Here is a 15652-nt window from a genome sequence, read left to right as displayed (position 1 = left end):
AACCAGATTAGGGTGCAGCAGAATCGTTTTGAGGTCAACATCCCGGCCTGAAGAATGCGGGGTTACATTCTCCGGGCCGATCGTTATAATCACCGAAGCTCAGGATGAGCCGTTTGTTGATTGACTCAAATTCCAGACTTCTTCAGGGATCGAAGACATGCCTCAGGCAACCGGACTGCAGTTCACGGCCACCCTTGGCCAACTCCCCAAAGACCTGTTCGTGGTCGTCCGCTTTGAACTGACCGAACATCTCTCAAAGCTGTGCCACTGCAAGCTGGAACTGGCCAGTACTTCGCCGGATATTGCCCCTGAAGAAGTCCTGGAACAGCCCGTGGAACTGGTGGTCTGGCAGGACGGCATCCCCCTGCGTCGTTTCCACGGTGTGGTCAACGAATTCGCCCGGGGCGACTCCGGCCACCGCCGCACCCGCTACGAGGTCATCGTCCAGCCCCCACTGTGGCGCCTGGGCCTGATGCACAACAGTCGCATCTTCCAGACCCAAAGCACCGACGCCATCGTGCGAACCCTGCTGGAAGAGCGGGGCATCATCGACACCGTGTTTGACCTTAAACGCACCCCCGAGGAACGGGAATACTGCGTCCAGCATCGGGAAAGCGACCTGGCCTTTATGGAGAGGCTGTCTGCCGAAGAAGGCTGGCACTACCGCTACCATCACGGGGATGTGGAAGGCCCAGAGCAACCGGCCCTGATCATCGCCGACCACCATGGCGATGCCCCAAGACTGGAACCGGTGGAATACAACGGCAAGGCCGGTGGCAGCAGCCGCCAGAGTGCGGTCTTCCAGTTCAGCTACCGGGAGCGAATCAGGGCCGCCTCCGTGGCCATGAAGGACTACACCTTCAAGAACCCCGCCTACGCCCTGATGCATGAAAGCCAGGCCGACAAACTGGACGCCCAGCGCGAAGACTACCAGCACTACGACTACCCCGGCCGCTTCAAAGCCGACGCCAGCGGCCAGCCCTTCACCGAACACCGCCTGGATGCCCTCAGGAACGACGCAACAACCGCCAACGGCCAGAGCAACCGCTCCGATTTCACCGTGGGCGCCAAAGTGGAACTCACCGAACACGACAACCAGAGCCTGAACCGGGAATGGCTGTTTACCAGCATCACCCACACTGGCGAACAACCCCAGGCCCTGGAAGAAGAACGCACTGGGGGTGCCACCACCTATCACAATGCGTTCAATGCCATTCCCGCGGACCGCAGCTGGCGCCCACAAGTGGAACACCGCCCCCTGATGGACGGCCCCCAGATCGCCATCGTGACCGGCCCGGCCGGCGAAGAGATCCACTGCGACGAACACGGCAGGGTAAAAGTAAGGTTCCCCTGGGACCGCTACTCAAAGAATGATGAACACTCCAGCGCCTGGCTCAGGGTGAGCCAGGGCTGGGCCGGCGGCCAGTATGGATTTATGGCCCTGCCCAGAATCGGCCACGAAGTCATCGTCAGCTTCCTGGACGGCGACCCGGACCAGCCCATCATCACCGGCAGAACCTACCACGCCACCAACACACCGCCCTATGCGCTGCCGGAGCACAAAACCCGGACCATCTTAAAAACCCAGACCCACAAAGGCGAGGGCAGTAACGAACTGCGGTTTGAAGACGAAGCGGACAAGGAACAGATTTATGTCCACGCCCAGAAAGACCTGGACCTGCTGACGGAAAATAACCGCACCGAGGTCATCCGGAATGACTGCCATCGAACGGTGGAAAACAGCGAGTTCAGCCACATCAAGGGCGACGATCATTGCACCGTAGACGGAGAAAAGCGGGAAACCATCGGCGGCGACTGCAGCCAGAACATCGGCGGCACCTTCCACCAGAAATCTGGCCAGGGCACCCTGAGCGAAGCGGGCACCGAAGTTCACCATAAGGCCGGCGCCAAAGTGGTATTGGACGCTGGCGCCGAACTCACCATTTCCGCTGGCGGCAGCCTGCTGAAACTGGACCCCAGCGGTGTAACGCTGGCCGGCCCCGGCATCAAGATCAATTCCGGTGGGGCGCCTGGCAGTGGGTCGGGGCAGGGTGTGGTGATGGCGGAAATGCCGCAGGATCTGGAAGGACTTGTACATGAAGCCATTCAACCTGCAAGGCTCGCGGAAGTACCACTCACCGCGCCACAGTTCAATAACCTGATGTCGGATGCACCGTTCTGCGAAGAGTGTGTGAAGTGTCGTGACGGGGTCTGTGATGTCTGAGCCGTGTGATTTCCGGGCACAGTTGCAGGTTGCCAGCCAGGCCTCGGGCAACCGCAGTTCTGTGTACCTTGTCCTGAGCGGTACCAGTGCAGCAAAACCGGTACAACACTTCTACGCAACCGATGGCCTGACGGCCGTCCCGCTATTCCAGGGCACCCAATACGCGGGCTGGCACGAAGTGATGCCTTTCCTCGTCCAGGTGACAGACGCAAGCGGGTTCCTCGACTGGATTGACGAAACTGACAGTGTGGATTGGGGATGGGGGCTCGTCAGCGATGCCTCCCTGGAAGAGGTATTTGGGCATGTTCGCAGCCTTACAAAGATTCTGCTGCCGGACGGGAAGGAGGTGTTCTTTCGCTACTGGGACGCACAGTATCTTGGCGCCATTCTTTCGGGTGTTGATGATTGCTGTCGCGCCAAGTTGATGGGACCAGCGCAATCCATCGTTCTGCCGGACGGTGAGGTGATAGATCATCCAGGCACACCAGACCACGCAATACCAGCGCCTGAGTTTCCGTGGTTTTCGCTGCCTGCTGAAACTCTCGAGAAGATTGCCGTTCTCTGTTGGGATCGTCTGGTGGATAACACTATTTCCGTCCTCGGCAAGAAGAAGCACTCCCCCCTGATCCAGTATCCGCAGCCCATCGCCCGCCAGAAAGTCGAGCGCCATTTGCGCCGCCTGACCAGCGGTGAGGTTGTTACCGAACTCTCTCCGGAGCACGTACAAACCATACACCATGCCCTGTTGCGTGAGGCATCCCAGGGCGCACACTGATTGAGGATGAATCGATGATCGAGTCACGGACGGCTCTTCAGGCTTCAGAACAGACATCCGACGCGCTTCCGGATATCAACGCCATCACCCGCGAGCTGCGGGAATCCCTTACGGCAACCTATGACGAATGGCGTGACGGCTGGTTTTCCTCCGTTTTTATGGGCCATGAACAAGTTCTGGAGGTAAACGGCGAGGGCAATCGTGAGGATGTCAGTGAGGACGAAGTGGTGTCGTCGACAGTGGCTCCCTGCGAAGAAACCCGCAAGATCAAGATTGCCCACTTCCATGAGAATGTAAGAAAGACCCCGATTCCCTCCACGCGCTTCCAAATCCAGGAAAATACCGGCTGGATATTCGATAGCTGGGACACCATCCACAGTGGTAGCACTGATGAAAACGGCCTCGCGGAAGTGCCGGTGACACCGGGCAAGGAATACCGGGTTGTGATGTCCCCCGATATTTCTCAGGCGGACATGGAGGCGCTCTACGATACCTACGAAGGCTTTGTAGAGCGGTGTTGTGCTCTGCTGGAGAATACCTGGAATAACGGCGCCCGCCAGGAATGGGAAAGCTATCTGGCGATGAATTCCACGGAGCAGTCGCTGGCCGTCTACGGGCGCCTCCAGGAAGGTATCGCGGACGGATTTACAGGGGTGCTGGATGATATCCGCCGCATCTATGACGTGATCTGTGGTTTGCTGGACTACGACTTTAGTAACCTGCCGGAAGACCTCCAGGAGCAGATGGAGACTCTGAAAAAGGCCGACGACGCCTATCTCAAGGCGTGCCTGGTCGCCAACGACGAGATCTTCCTGTTCCTGGTGATGTACACCGTTCGCCAGTATTTCCGCCTGCTGTCACCAACCCAGGTGGCAGAAGTGTCCGGTGAGCTGGTAGGGCAGATCCTGTTCGATGTGGTTGTCGGCCTTATCATCACCGGCGGCGCTGGCTTGGCCGCCAAGTATGGCGCGCGCATCGGTAGCAAAGCGGCCGCCGGCGCCATGAACGTGGCGGACAGCGCCCGTACCAGCAAGAACATCCTCGGTGAATTTCTTGGCCAGTTCGCCAAAGAATTCCAGGATTTCATGGAGGAGATCGGCACCAATCACCGCGCCGTACAGGTTGCCGGAGGCAGCCGCCTGAACCCGTCCAGCACCCAGCGCGGCCCGGAGGTTCGCAACCGCAACGCAATGTACCAGCAGATTGCTGATGATGATGAGGTTGTGAACTTACAGTCTGGTGGCCGTGACCATGCCGCAGCCAGCGAGACCAGCAATGCTCCCGTGCGGGACGAGCCGTCGCCCTCTGAAACCGACCAGGGCCGGATTACCCAGGACAACGAATCCACGGCAAAGGTGGAAGACCCGATAAGCACGGTTACCGGTGAAGAGGTGCTTGAACTGACGGATGCGCGGCTCAGTGGCCCGTTGCCCTTCGAATTCAAACGGGTGTACCGCTCCGGCAGCAGTGACCGCCGCCTGGATATGGGATACGGCTGGCGCCACAGCCTGAACCACAGCCTGAGTTTTGATGGCAGCGGCGTTACCTGGCACGACCACGAAGGCAAGAACACCCGCCTGCCGGAGCTCGACAGTGCCCCCTTCGGCACGAATTCCCAGACCGGCATGGCTGCCTGGAAAGAGGGTGAGCAGATTGTTACCTGCGCCGGGGAAAAAGCACCGCGCTACCACTTCCGCCGTGAAGTGGATCGCGGCGTGCTGGTGCAGATATCAGATCGGTATGGCAACAAACTGCAGGTTGGCTATGATCTCCACGGCCAGCTCGAACGAGTAACCAGCGAGTCGGGCGATGCCCTGGCCTTCGAATTTGACGGCCCATATCTCAAGGCCGTCGCCCGCTTGCGGCGTGAACTCACAGACACCGGATATCAGTGGCAGACACTGCGAGCCGAGCGCCGCTACGAATACGATAGCAGCGACGACCTGATCGCTGCCGAGGATGCGGTCGGCGGCACCGAACGCTACGGCTACGACAACCACATGCTGACCAGCCGCCAGCTTGCCGGCGGCTACAGCTTCTACCTTGAATGGGACGAAGCATCGCCCAAGGGGCGTTGTGTACACCAATGGGGCGACAGCGCCCAGGTTGATACCCGTTTCGAATGGGATGACGAGAATCACACCTGCACCGTCAGTTATGTGGATGGCAGTAAGGAAATCTGGCATTACGATGGTAGCGCCCAACTGCAGGAAAAAATCGACCCGGACGGCGCCAAACACATCAGCGAATACGACGAGAAAGGCCGCCTGCAAGCCACCGTCGACCCCATGGGTGCGCGCACGGAATATCAGTACGACAAGAATGGTCGCCTGCAGGGTAAAATCGGCCCGGACGGACAGCCCATCCTGTTCACCTACCGCAAGGGACGCATCGCGGAAATCCACCGCAACGGCCAGACCTGGGCGTTCGATTACACCCGCCACGGCGACCTTTCCCGCGAGACCGATCCAAAGGGGCGCGTAACCCGCTACAGCTACAACCCCCAGGGCCAACTCACCCAGGTCCACCTGCCAGACGGACGAACCCACAAATGGGGCTGGAACAGCCACGGCCAACTGATCGAGGAAACCACGCCGACCGGCGCTTTCTATCAATACCGGTACGACGAGTTCGACCAGCTGTTGGCAAAGAAAGATGCCCGTGGTGCCATTACCCGGTACCAGTACGACGGCCTGGGGCGGGTGACGGACGAAATTCTCTCTGGCAACCGGCGCCGACAGTACCACTACAACCACTACAACAAAGTGACGCGCTTTGTTGATGAGAAGGGCCGGGAAACCCGCTACGAATACGGCAACAACCTCCACCTGCTGACCCGGCGCATCAACCCCGACGGCAGCGAGCTGCGCTACCGCTATGACCATCACCGCTTCCTGCTCACCCATATCGAAAACGAGCGGGGCGAAGAATACCGCATCGACTACTACCCGAACGGGTTGGTCAAGCAGGAAACCGCCTTCGACGGCCATCGCACCGCCTACCAGTACGACCTGAACGGTCATCTGATTGAGAAGGCCGAATACGGAACTGCCAACGAGGTCCTACAAACCACGGCGTACGAGCGGGACGAACTCGGGCGGCTGCTGAAAAAAGTCCTGCCGGATGGCCGTGAAATCCAGTATGGCTACAACGCCGACGGCAAACTGACCGCCGTGGACGACGGGCACTGGCCGCTGGCTTTCGAATACGACGAATTCGGATTACTGAAAACCGAACACCAGGGCTGGGCCAGCCTGCGATATCGCTACGACGATATGGACCGCCTCAGCGGCATGGTTCTGCCCGACGGGCAGACACTGGGCTACCAGCATGACAAAACCGGCCTGCTTTCCGGCATCAATCTCAATGGCGAACCGCTGACCCGCCATCGTATGGCCGCCACCGGCGAGGAAATCGAACGGCAACAGGGCGACCTGCTGAGCGCCTATGTCTACGACGACGAAGGCCGCCTGACCCAGCACCGGATACACCAGGGCCGAATCAAGGACATCGCTGCCCAGCGGGACTACCAGTACGACCCTAATGGCAATCTGAAGGCCATCAGCGACAGCCGCAAGGGCTTGCGGGAATACGTCTATGACCCCATGGATCGCGTGGTTGGTGTGCGCGGGGATGTTTACGAACAACTGATTCACGACCCCGCTGGCAACCTGCTGGAACAAAGCCAGAGCCCGGCCAGCGGAAAAAACGCCAAGGTGCAGGGCAACCGCCTCACCATGCACGGTGATTGCCATTACGAATACGACGACTTCGGCAACCTCACCGAAGAACGCCGCGGCAAGGACCAGAAACTGGTCACCCGCTACAGCTACGACTGTGAACACCGCCTGACCAGCGTCACCAAACCGGACGGCAGCACCTGGCACTACGAATACGACGCCTTCGGCCGCCGCATCGCCAAAACCAACGGCCTGACAAGAACCGAGTTCCTATGGCAGGGCGACCGCCTGATCGCCGAAGAAACCGGCGACCACTACCGCACCTACATCTACGAGCCAGACACCTTCAAGCCTCTGGCCATGGTAGATGGCTACGGTTTAGAGCAGGCAAGCATCTATTATTACCACCTGGACCACCTGGGTACACCCCAGGAACTGACCAACGCCCAAGGCGACCTGGTCTGGTCAGTGACTTACCGCGCCTACGGCAACGTCGTCCGCGCCCTGGTCACCGAAATCGACAACCCGATCCGCTTTCAGGGCCAGTACCACGACCCGGAAACGGGTCTGCATTACAATCGCCACCGGTACTACAACCCCAATACCGGGCGCTTCCTGACCCCCGACCCGATAGGGCTTGCGGGTGGTTTGAATAACTACCAGTATGTTCCGAATCCTACGGGGTGGGTGGACCCGTTGGGGCTGGTGTCAGAGCTGAAAAATGGGCCTGATAAATCTATTAGAAACTCCATACAAACTTTTGATCCTAGGGACGTGGCGTTCTCGCAGAATACGGTTTCTTTTCATAAAATCGATAGAAAGACAGGTCAAACTTATACTTTTGATGATTTGGTTGAAAGTATGAGGCTAAATGGCTGGCAAGGGGACCCGGTTGATGTAGTGCGGATGCCCGATGGTGGTATCACTAGCATGGACAATACACGAATTTTGGCAGCGCGTCGGGCAGGTATAGATATACATGCAAGGGTTCGATCACTTAATGAAGAGCTAACACCTGGAGAGGTAATGCGGTTTACTAGAACAAATAGTCCTGAGCCAGCAACTTGGGGAGAGGCGATTCAATATCGTATTGACGGCCAGGAGGGAGAGTATTATCGAGGAAGTTTCTGGCAAGTATTTCCTCGAGGCTCACTATATGACCCCGAATTAACATATAAGTGATAATGGGATCTAGTGTTATGTATTTCATTGAAAAAAATGCTGTTAGTAAGGATTTTTCGTACCCGGATGACTATGTAAGCTTCGTTAACTCATGTCGGGAGCTCGAACGTCCGTGGTGGTTGCTTGGTAAACGCCCAAACTTCACAATGCGTTGTTTTAAAATACTAAATGAAGATTTGAGTAGTGAAAAAACTTTAATTCCTTTTGCTAAATCTGATGATAGTGGAGATATAGCCTGTTTTGACGGGGATGATAGCACTGGTAATCCAAAGATTTATTTTTACACTGGAGAGAGTGATCTCCGGCATGTTAATTGGGGCAGTAGGTATTCTATTGATAGTTTCAGTGATTTTTTGTCATCAATTGGTAATTAGTGTGTTTTAAAGATATTTCTCTAATGAATAATTGCAGTCTTGATCAATTGTTTACTCGGTCTGAGTCTCCTGGTTGGTTTCACTACCCGGAAGAGTTTTTGCGGATAGTTGACCAAGGGTTATTGGACTTTGATCCTTGGATTATTTTACAAGGTGAAAGGCTTCGCACTCGGTTTAGAGGTATAAAGGAGCGTTACCCGGAAAGGCAGTTGGTACCATTTGCCCGTCGCGAGGACAACGATGATGTCGCTTGTTGGGAAAAGGGTACAGCTGGTGTTGTTATTATCCATGACTTCGCCAGCCCTGGTTATGAGCTCAAGCAGGAATTGGCTAGCTTCTGGGATTGGCTAAGGAGTGCTTTAGAAGCAACAATAGAGTACGAAGGTAGCTAAAAATCTCCTCTGTTATAAAACCACAAAAAATTCTGGCGGAACATGGTCAGTAAGCCATACTTGGTTATCCGAAAGATAGAAACTGTAGCCTTGTTTAAACATGTTTTCAGCATCGATTTTCAAGATAACAGGCTTGCCATACCGTTGGCCTACAGATGTGGCAGTGTCGATATCTGTAGACAAATGGACGTGATGCCGTTTGCCTGGTCTTAACCCTTCTTGATTGATCGAATTTAAAAAGCGTGTAGCAGTGCCGTGAAACAGTTCTGCGGGAGGCTCACTCTGTATCAGCTTTAGATCAACTTCAACTGAGTGGCCTTGGTTAGCTCTTATTTTTTGCCCGTCATCTGAAATCTTAAACCGTTGTTTGCCACTAGTTTCAACAACTTTTTTTATCAGTGCCTCGGAAAGGACAATTTGAGGTTTCGCTTTGTTAATTAGCTCCGAGATGGATGTCCAGCCATCAGGGTCTAGGAAAACTCCGATATCCTCGGGACAATGGCGAAGAACATAGCTGAGAAATTTACTGATTCTTTCTAACTCGGACTTGGAAACCCTCATTGGCTCTTCTGTGCCCCTTTTCATATGTATCTGCAGCTCCAGGTTGAAGAAACGTGGGTAGAAACACGGCTTTGACTCGTAGATTTTCTCATTCTACACACCGCACCCTGCTCCCTTCATCATCTACCACCACCTACCGAGCCGGAAAATCCGGAAGCGAGGTTGTAATCAGTTGCCAGATGCCGAAATGAGGCGGGTTATGAATAGCAGGGTAGCGCAAGAGCCGACCCCTAAATTCAGATCTTGTGTTTCTCAGAGGTATCAGAAAACAGGCCCATGAGATTCAAACCGAAGTGCAAAGGGGAGTGGGATCAGGCTGTTATAGCATCAAGATGCCACAACAACCGGCCCAGACACCGGGCTTTTACCTCCGGATGCACTTTTGCCTCGGGGTAACACCTCACCAGCTCGATATGAGAGATCGCCTCGGAAGCGAGGAAATCGATGTTTTCGATCAATTGCCCTTCGTCATTCGACCAGACTCTGTTGCGGTCGGACTGCCTGTCGGAGCCCAGGGGATCTCCCTCGGCATAAACGTTCAGGCAGCGCTTTACGTTGGCAGGTAGTTTTCGCGGATTCGATCCCCAACGGGTGGGCACCAGCCGGCCCAGCCCGCCCGCCGCAATTGTTACCAGTAGTGGAACCTCGATGCCTTGCCTGGCCAGTTCGCTGGCTACTTTGACCGCCTGGAAGCCACCCTGGCTGAAGCCAATTACCGCAATGGGGCGGCCGGCGTTGGCTGCCTTGGCAAGCTCGCTCGCGATCCGGCGGGCAGGATGGACATGGCCGTAAACCGTTGTGTCGTGGTACCCGCAAGCTTGCAGATACCTCGCCAGATGTTTTTCCATCAGCCCCCGGGCGAACAGGCCATGAATGGCGGCTATGCGCGGGCCTGAATGTTCGGGAGGGAGCGCCGGGTAGTCCGGTCCCTTATCTATTCCTGGCACTGCGACTCCTCATCATCAACAACCAGATACCGAACCGGCAACTCTGGCAGCGAGGAGTCAATCAACTCCTCCAGCCGGCCGGATTTTCGCAGCTTGCTCAAACCGTCATTAAACTCGTTCAAATACCGCTCGCTGTCTGGGACCCGCCGGGACAGAATCAGGTAAAGATAGTCTGATTGCAGCGGGGTGGAGTGGAACGTGATTGTGTCTTCGAGACCCAGTTTCTGCAACATTTTCATACCAACCGCTGGCTCCATAGGAAACAGGTCGATGCGGCCTGCGGCCAGCTTGCGGAAGTTGGCTATGTCGGAGGTGGTCTTTTCTGCATTGATGGTGCCGGCGGCCACGGCTTCTTCGAAGGTTTCCCCGTAGTTGTAGTCTTGCGTCAGGCCTACGCGATAGCTTTCCAGGTCTTCCACCTGGTCCCAGTCGAAGTCCATGCTGGCCCGGTGGAACAGGGTGTAGTGGTGAGCCACGATGGGGTCACTGAAATGGAAATGTTTGAGCATTTCCGGCCTGCAGGTCCAAGCTACAGAACCGTCCCAGAGGCCCTTCTGGGCCAGCATAAGCGAGCGGGACCAGGGGAAGAAACCATAGGTGACAAGAGTGTCGTGTTTGGCGAAGGCGAGGGTCACTATGTGTGAGATGACCCCGAAGTGGGGCGGGTTGTATTCCATATACGGAGGCCAGTGGCCTGAGGTGAGGCGTATGACAGGTTCGCTTTCCCCGGCGCCAACGTTCAGGACGACAGTGCAGGCTACGACCATGCCTAGTAACGCCTTGCGGAGTTGTTTCAGCAACGGTTTGTGATCATGCGGCCCTTGGAGAGACATCTTGCCATCCTGAACGGGGGAATTAGGATCCTGCTACTCAAAGATTAGCATGCGCCCCATTCTTTACCACTGATAAGCATTCGCGGGTTTCAGCGAGTGTTACCCCTCAGCTTTTTCACTTTTTCCTCCAGTATTTCGGCACTTGCCTCTTCCGCAGGCATTGGGTGCTCGGCCAGCAACTCGATCCGCGACCAGAACCGTCGGGGGACATGCCTCAGGGCTGGCCCACCGCAGTGGCTGAAAAAGCTGCCCCACAGCCCTCGCAACGCCAGGGGAACCACGGGCACGGGCCTGCGCTGCAGGATTACCTCAACTCCGCTGCGGAAGGTGGCCACTTCGCCATCGGTCGTCAGCCGACCTTCCGGAAAGATGCACACCACATTGCCGGCTGCCAGTTCTTCGTCAATGCGCTCAAAGGCGGCCTCATAAATCTCCGGCATCCGGTTGCGGGAGCCTATGGGAATGGTTTTGGCGAGCCGGAATATGGCGCCCAGTACCGGTGTTTTGAAGATCTGGTAGTCCATAACGAATCGCACGGGGCGCCTGATTGCGCCGGCGATGACCAGAGCGTCCATATAGGTGACATGGTTGCACACCAGCAGCACAGGCCCTTCCTCCGGTATTCGGTGCAGGTTCTCGTGGCGCACCCGATAGATGGTGTGGGAGAGCACCCAGACAATAAACCGGAGGGCGAATTCCGGCACCTGCTGGTACACGAACCCCGCCACCACCAGGTTCATAATCGACAGCACCAGGAAAAATTCGGGAATAGTGAGGCCGATGACGCCCAGCATCAGGATGCCCATAATGGCGCTGACCACCATGAACAGGGCGTTGAATACGTTCAGTGCGGCGATTACCCGGGCGCGGCGGTCTTCAGGGGTTTCCCGTTGCACGAAAGCATAGAGCGGCACGATGAACAGGCCGCCGAAGAAGCCGATACCCAGCAAATCAATGGCTACCTGTCTGTGCTGGCTGTCGCTGATAATCATCCACCAGTCGGTGGGTACGGGGTTGGCGGGCATATTGAAGTAAAGGTCAAGCCCGAACACGCTGATTCCCAGCGAGCCAATAGGGACAATGCCCAGCTCAATCCGGTGGCCGGAAAGCCGTTCACAGGCTACGGACCCCAGTGCAATCCCAATGGTGAAAATGGCCAGCAAAAGCGTGACAACGGTTTCGTCACCCATGAGATCGGTCTGGGCAAAGCTGGGAAACTGGGTAAGGTAGGCGGCACCCAGGAACCAGAACCAGGAAATGGCCATAATGCACAGCAGTACGGAATGGTTCTCCGCTGCCAGTCGCATCAGGTGCCAGGTTTCCTGCAGGGGCCGAAGGCGTACCGTCATTTCCGGGCGGGTGGTGCCGGTAACCGGCACCTGCCGGGCGGCGAGATAGCCAACCACGGCCAGTGCCAGAACGCCGATAGCAGCAAGCTTCTCCGGCTGGTCGCTGCTCATCAGCAGGCCTGCCGCCAGGGTGCCCACAAGGATGGCCACGAACGTTCCCATCTCCACCAGGGCGTTGCCTCCCACCAGTTCGTCGTCGTGGAGCACCTGCGGCAAGATGGCGTACTTTACAGGGCCAAAGAACGCTGATTGCACGCCCATCAGGAACAGCAGTAACAGAAGAGCCTCGTACCACCCGGCCCAAAGCCCGGCTGCAGCCAGCGCCATGATGGCAATTTCCGCCAGTTTGACCCAGCGAATCACCCGGGATTTTTCGTACTTGTCTGCCAGCTGGCCAGCGATTCCGGAGAACAGGAAAAAGGGCAGGATGAACAGGAAAGCGGCAATATTCACCACCACATCAATGGGCAGACCCATCAGGCCACCAGTGGCGTAGGTGATCAGTAACAACAGGCTGTTGCGAAACAGATTGTCGTTAAAGGCTCCTGAGAACTGTGTCAGGAAGAACGGCAGGAATCGTCGCTCGGAAAGCAGCCGGAACTGGCTGTGATCGTCCATGAGATGTGTCCATCGTCGGCGTGTTGGCGCGGAATATTCTGCCACAAACCATACGTTGAAGCAGGGCACTCGTGGTAGTGGCAGATGTAGTGGGCCCGTGGCCTGAAAAGATTTTCAGTTTTTTACGATTGCGGTAAGCAGAATTGTGGTTTTCGGCGTAATCTGAGGGTAATCATTTCGGAAGTTGCCAGTTTATGAATCAGGCCAGGCCCGCGTCTGCCAGAGAGCCCACCAAGGAGCGTCGTCCGCAATTCTGGCAGGTCGCCAAACGTTGCTGCCAGATCGCGGCGTCGGTTGATGTTGCGTTTTTCTTCCTCTTCCATCTTCTGGGTTCGCCCATACTGGCCTGGGTCAATGTGGTCAGCGTGGCCATGTATGTGGTGGCATACCGGGCACTGGGCAAAAAACAAAATGGGCTGGCCATCGCCCTGATCTGGGCTGAAGTGATTATTCATGCCGGGCTCGGCATTGTGCTCATTGGCTGGGAGAGTGGTTTTCACTACTACCTGCTGATGTTCATTCCGGCGCTGTTCGTGAGTATGCAGGTGCGAGCAGCGGTAGTGGCGTTGGCAGGGCTGTGGGGCTACTACGTCGCGCTTTATCTTTTGTTGTGGTTTGTGGAGCCACTGCAGCCCATTGCCCCCGGCGCCCTGCTTGGTGTTTACCTGTTCAACCTGAGTGTGGTGTTCGCCATGTTCAGTTATCTCTCCTTTTTCTACCTCACCATGGTGACAGCGGCCAACAAAAAATTGCAGCGAATGGCGACAACGGACTCGTTAACCGGTCTCTTCAACCGCCGGCATATGACCTACCTGGCAGAAAAGGAACTGGCCCGTTTTCGGCGAAACGGTAACCCGGTGGCCTTTCTCGTGCTCGATATTGACCATTTCAAGGCAATAAACGATCGGTACGGCCACGAAGTGGGAGATCGGGTACTCGAAGACGTTGCCGGCATTATCAAGGGCGGGCTTCGCACCCAGGACTTGATTGCCCGGTGGGGCGGAGAAGAGTTTCTGGCGGTGCTTCCGGACACCCCGCTACAAAGCGCCCAGGCCAGTGCAGAGAGAGTGCGGGAAGCGCTTCTTGCTCACGACTGGCGGGCGCCCAGTGGGGAGAGGATAGACATTACCATCAGCGCTGGTGTCAGCGAGTTTCGCGGGAATGACGACCTGAACTCAGCCATCAACAGGGCTGATCGTGCGCTCTATCTCAGCAAGGAGCGTGGCCGGAACCGTGTGGAGCTCGAAGCCGTCTAGCTCTGGCTCTTATGGGGCGAAGCAGGCCAGATATCCGGAACCACGAAGACGCGTGAAGTTTCCTCCCAGTATCCGTCAGTCGGAGCTGGCTCCAGCCTGGCAAACAGGCGGGGAATGCCGGCTGAGCGGACAACCTCCAGTGCTTGCTCGGTCTGCCCGGCGTCGGGAGCCTGTCTCTGCCGCCAGGGGCCTAGCCAGTGGGGCTTGTTGAGCGGCACCCATCGTTCTGTCTCATCGGTCACCCCGTTCAGGTCGTCGATATAGAGCCAGTGGCCCCGCAGGTGCTCTGGCGGTACCTCAGGGGGCGGTGACAATGTTTCTGCCAGCGAATAGAAAAGGTAGCCAGGCATGAAGACCCGGGGACGGACCGGCGCCTCAATTCCCACTGACGCCAGCAGATTGCGGGTTTCGGGCCTTTGCGTCATCCGGCTCTGGTGGCCGATCAGCCGTCGGGTTTTGATATCCAGGCGATCCCTTGAATTGGGCCCGTACCAGAGTGGTGTTTCCTGATCAGTACCCTGGTGGCCAAGGTAGAACTTCACGGCAATTTCATGATGTTCAAGTGCATTGTCTGCAGGGTTCCGGACGATAAAATCCAGTTCTCCAAGTGTAATACCGTTGTGTCTGACCGGCTGGTTCTTCAGCAGAATCTCCCATCCCAGCAAGTCTTCCAAAAGGCATTGGTACAGGCGCTCGAAGTATTGGCCGAGGCGTCTGGCAGGTTGCTCTGTCAGCACGGCCGGGCCGGCCACGGGAGTTTTGTCCCAGGCCTGTAACCGTTGCTCTACGTCTTTCGGCAGGTGTTTTTCCGGAATAAATACTTCCGGAGAGCTGATAAGCTGGGGGGTATGACACATCCACGCCAAATGGCGCACGGCTGGCACGCGGTATTGAAGATGGGCTGTGGTTTCAGGACGTTGGCTCATGTTTTCAGCATAACCTAACAGGAGAAGCAAAATGCAGTATCTTCACACCATGATCCGGGTAAGCAATCTGGATCAGACCCTGCACTTTTTCTGCGACCTGCTCGGCATGGTTGAAATCAATCGCAAGAGTAGCGAGAAGGGCCGCTTTACCCTGGTCTTCCTGGCAGCCGCCGAAGACGAGGCGCGGGCCAGGGAAGACAAGGCTCCGATGATCGAACTGACCTACAACTGGGACCCCGAAGACTATTCTGGTGGCCGCAATTTCGGGCACCTGGCCTATCGGGTGGACGATATCTACGGGTTGTGCGATCACTTGCAGGCCAATGGCGTTACGATTAATCGTCCACCCCGCGATGGCCATATGGCGTTTATCCGGTCACCGGATGGTATCTCCATCGAGTTGCTCCAGAAAGGTGAATCCCTGCCCCCGAAAGAACCCTGGGCGAGCATGGAGAATACCGGTACCTGGTAACTGTTGTGCCCAAGGTGAAATCGGTTTAATTGCCGCTGGCGGGACAATCCGGCAGCCTTTGGG

The 15652-nt window shown here is 56.5% G+C and carries 12 protein-coding genes; 7 read left to right on the top strand and 5 right to left on the bottom strand.

The annotated features are described in order from the left end of the window. The first annotated feature begins 157 nt into the window (after positions 1-157). The 5 genes from FO268_RS14055 to FO268_RS14035 are packed head-to-tail and all read left to right on the top strand — an operon-like array spanning position 158 to position 8627. A complete protein-coding gene (locus FO268_RS14055; RefSeq protein ID WP_150993959.1) occupies positions 158-2224 on the top strand; it encodes a type VI secretion system Vgr family protein in 2067 nt (688 codons plus the stop codon). After that, positions 2217-2999, top strand: a complete 783-nt coding sequence (locus FO268_RS14050; RefSeq protein ID WP_150993958.1) for a DUF4123 domain-containing protein — start codon at positions 2217-2219, stop codon at positions 2997-2999. Before FO268_RS14055 ends, FO268_RS14050 begins: the two co-directional genes overlap by 8 nt. A 14-nt stretch (positions 3000-3013) precedes the next feature. Beyond that, the gene (locus FO268_RS14045; protein WP_225316715.1) at positions 3014-7861 is read left to right on the top strand and encodes an RHS repeat-associated core domain-containing protein; all 4848 of its coding nucleotides are present in this window, start codon (positions 3014-3016) and stop codon (positions 7859-7861) included. A gap of 17 nt (positions 7862-7878) precedes the next feature. Continuing rightward, positions 7879-8235: an SMI1/KNR4 family protein gene (locus tag FO268_RS14040; protein ID WP_150993957.1), complete on the top strand. Its 357-nt coding sequence runs from the start codon at positions 7879-7881 to the stop codon at positions 8233-8235. Between the two features lie 23 nt (positions 8236-8258). Beyond that, positions 8259-8627: a hypothetical protein gene (locus FO268_RS14035; protein ID WP_150993956.1), complete on the top strand. Its 369-nt coding sequence runs from the start codon at positions 8259-8261 to the stop codon at positions 8625-8627. A 12-nt stretch (positions 8628-8639) separates the two neighbouring features. Here the strand turns inward: FO268_RS14035 and FO268_RS14030 are convergent, their stop codons facing one another. The 4 genes from FO268_RS14030 to FO268_RS14015 form a co-directional block, all read right to left on the bottom strand. Continuing rightward, entirely contained in the window at positions 8640-9212 is a 573-nt protein-coding gene (locus FO268_RS14030; RefSeq protein ID WP_225316713.1) for an RNA 2'-phosphotransferase, read from the bottom strand. Positions 9213-9499: 287 nt separating this feature from the next. Then, positions 9500-10135 (bottom strand): alpha/beta hydrolase, encoded by a 636-nt coding sequence (locus FO268_RS14025; RefSeq protein WP_150993955.1) that lies wholly within the window; start codon positions 10133-10135, stop codon positions 9500-9502. Then, on the bottom strand, positions 10123-10968 hold the full coding sequence (locus FO268_RS14020) for a substrate-binding periplasmic protein (RefSeq protein WP_150993954.1): 846 nt from the start codon (positions 10966-10968) through the stop codon (positions 10123-10125). The genes FO268_RS14025 and FO268_RS14020 overlap by 13 nt, the downstream gene beginning before the upstream one ends. Before the next feature lie 89 nt (positions 10969-11057). Next, complete coding sequence (locus tag FO268_RS14015; RefSeq protein WP_150993953.1) at positions 11058-12935, bottom strand: MFS transporter; 1878 nt, start codon at positions 12933-12935, stop codon at positions 11058-11060. 194 nt (positions 12936-13129) lie between these two features. Between FO268_RS14015 and FO268_RS14010 the strand changes: the two genes are divergently transcribed. Beyond that, positions 13130-14191: a GGDEF domain-containing protein gene (locus tag FO268_RS14010; protein WP_150993952.1), complete on the top strand. Its 1062-nt coding sequence runs from the start codon at positions 13130-13132 to the stop codon at positions 14189-14191. On the opposite strand, the gene FO268_RS14005 is transcribed toward FO268_RS14010, so the two are convergent. Further along, entirely contained in the window at positions 14188-15117 is a 930-nt protein-coding gene (locus FO268_RS14005; RefSeq protein ID WP_150993951.1) for a DUF1853 family protein, read from the bottom strand. The genes FO268_RS14010 and FO268_RS14005 overlap by 4 nt on opposite strands. Positions 15118-15148: 31 nt before the next feature. On the opposite strand from FO268_RS14005, the gene FO268_RS14000 reads away from it, so the two are divergent. Continuing rightward, complete coding sequence (locus FO268_RS14000) at positions 15149-15589, top strand: VOC family protein (protein WP_150993950.1); 441 nt, start codon at positions 15149-15151, stop codon at positions 15587-15589. Positions 15590-15652: the final 63 nt, after the last annotated feature.

The organism is Marinobacter denitrificans, assembly GCF_008795955.1.
In the GTDB taxonomy this organism is placed as follows: Bacteria; Pseudomonadota; Gammaproteobacteria; order Pseudomonadales; family Oleiphilaceae; genus Marinobacter; species Marinobacter denitrificans.
This window is presented reverse-complemented; position numbering and strand designations above follow the sequence as displayed.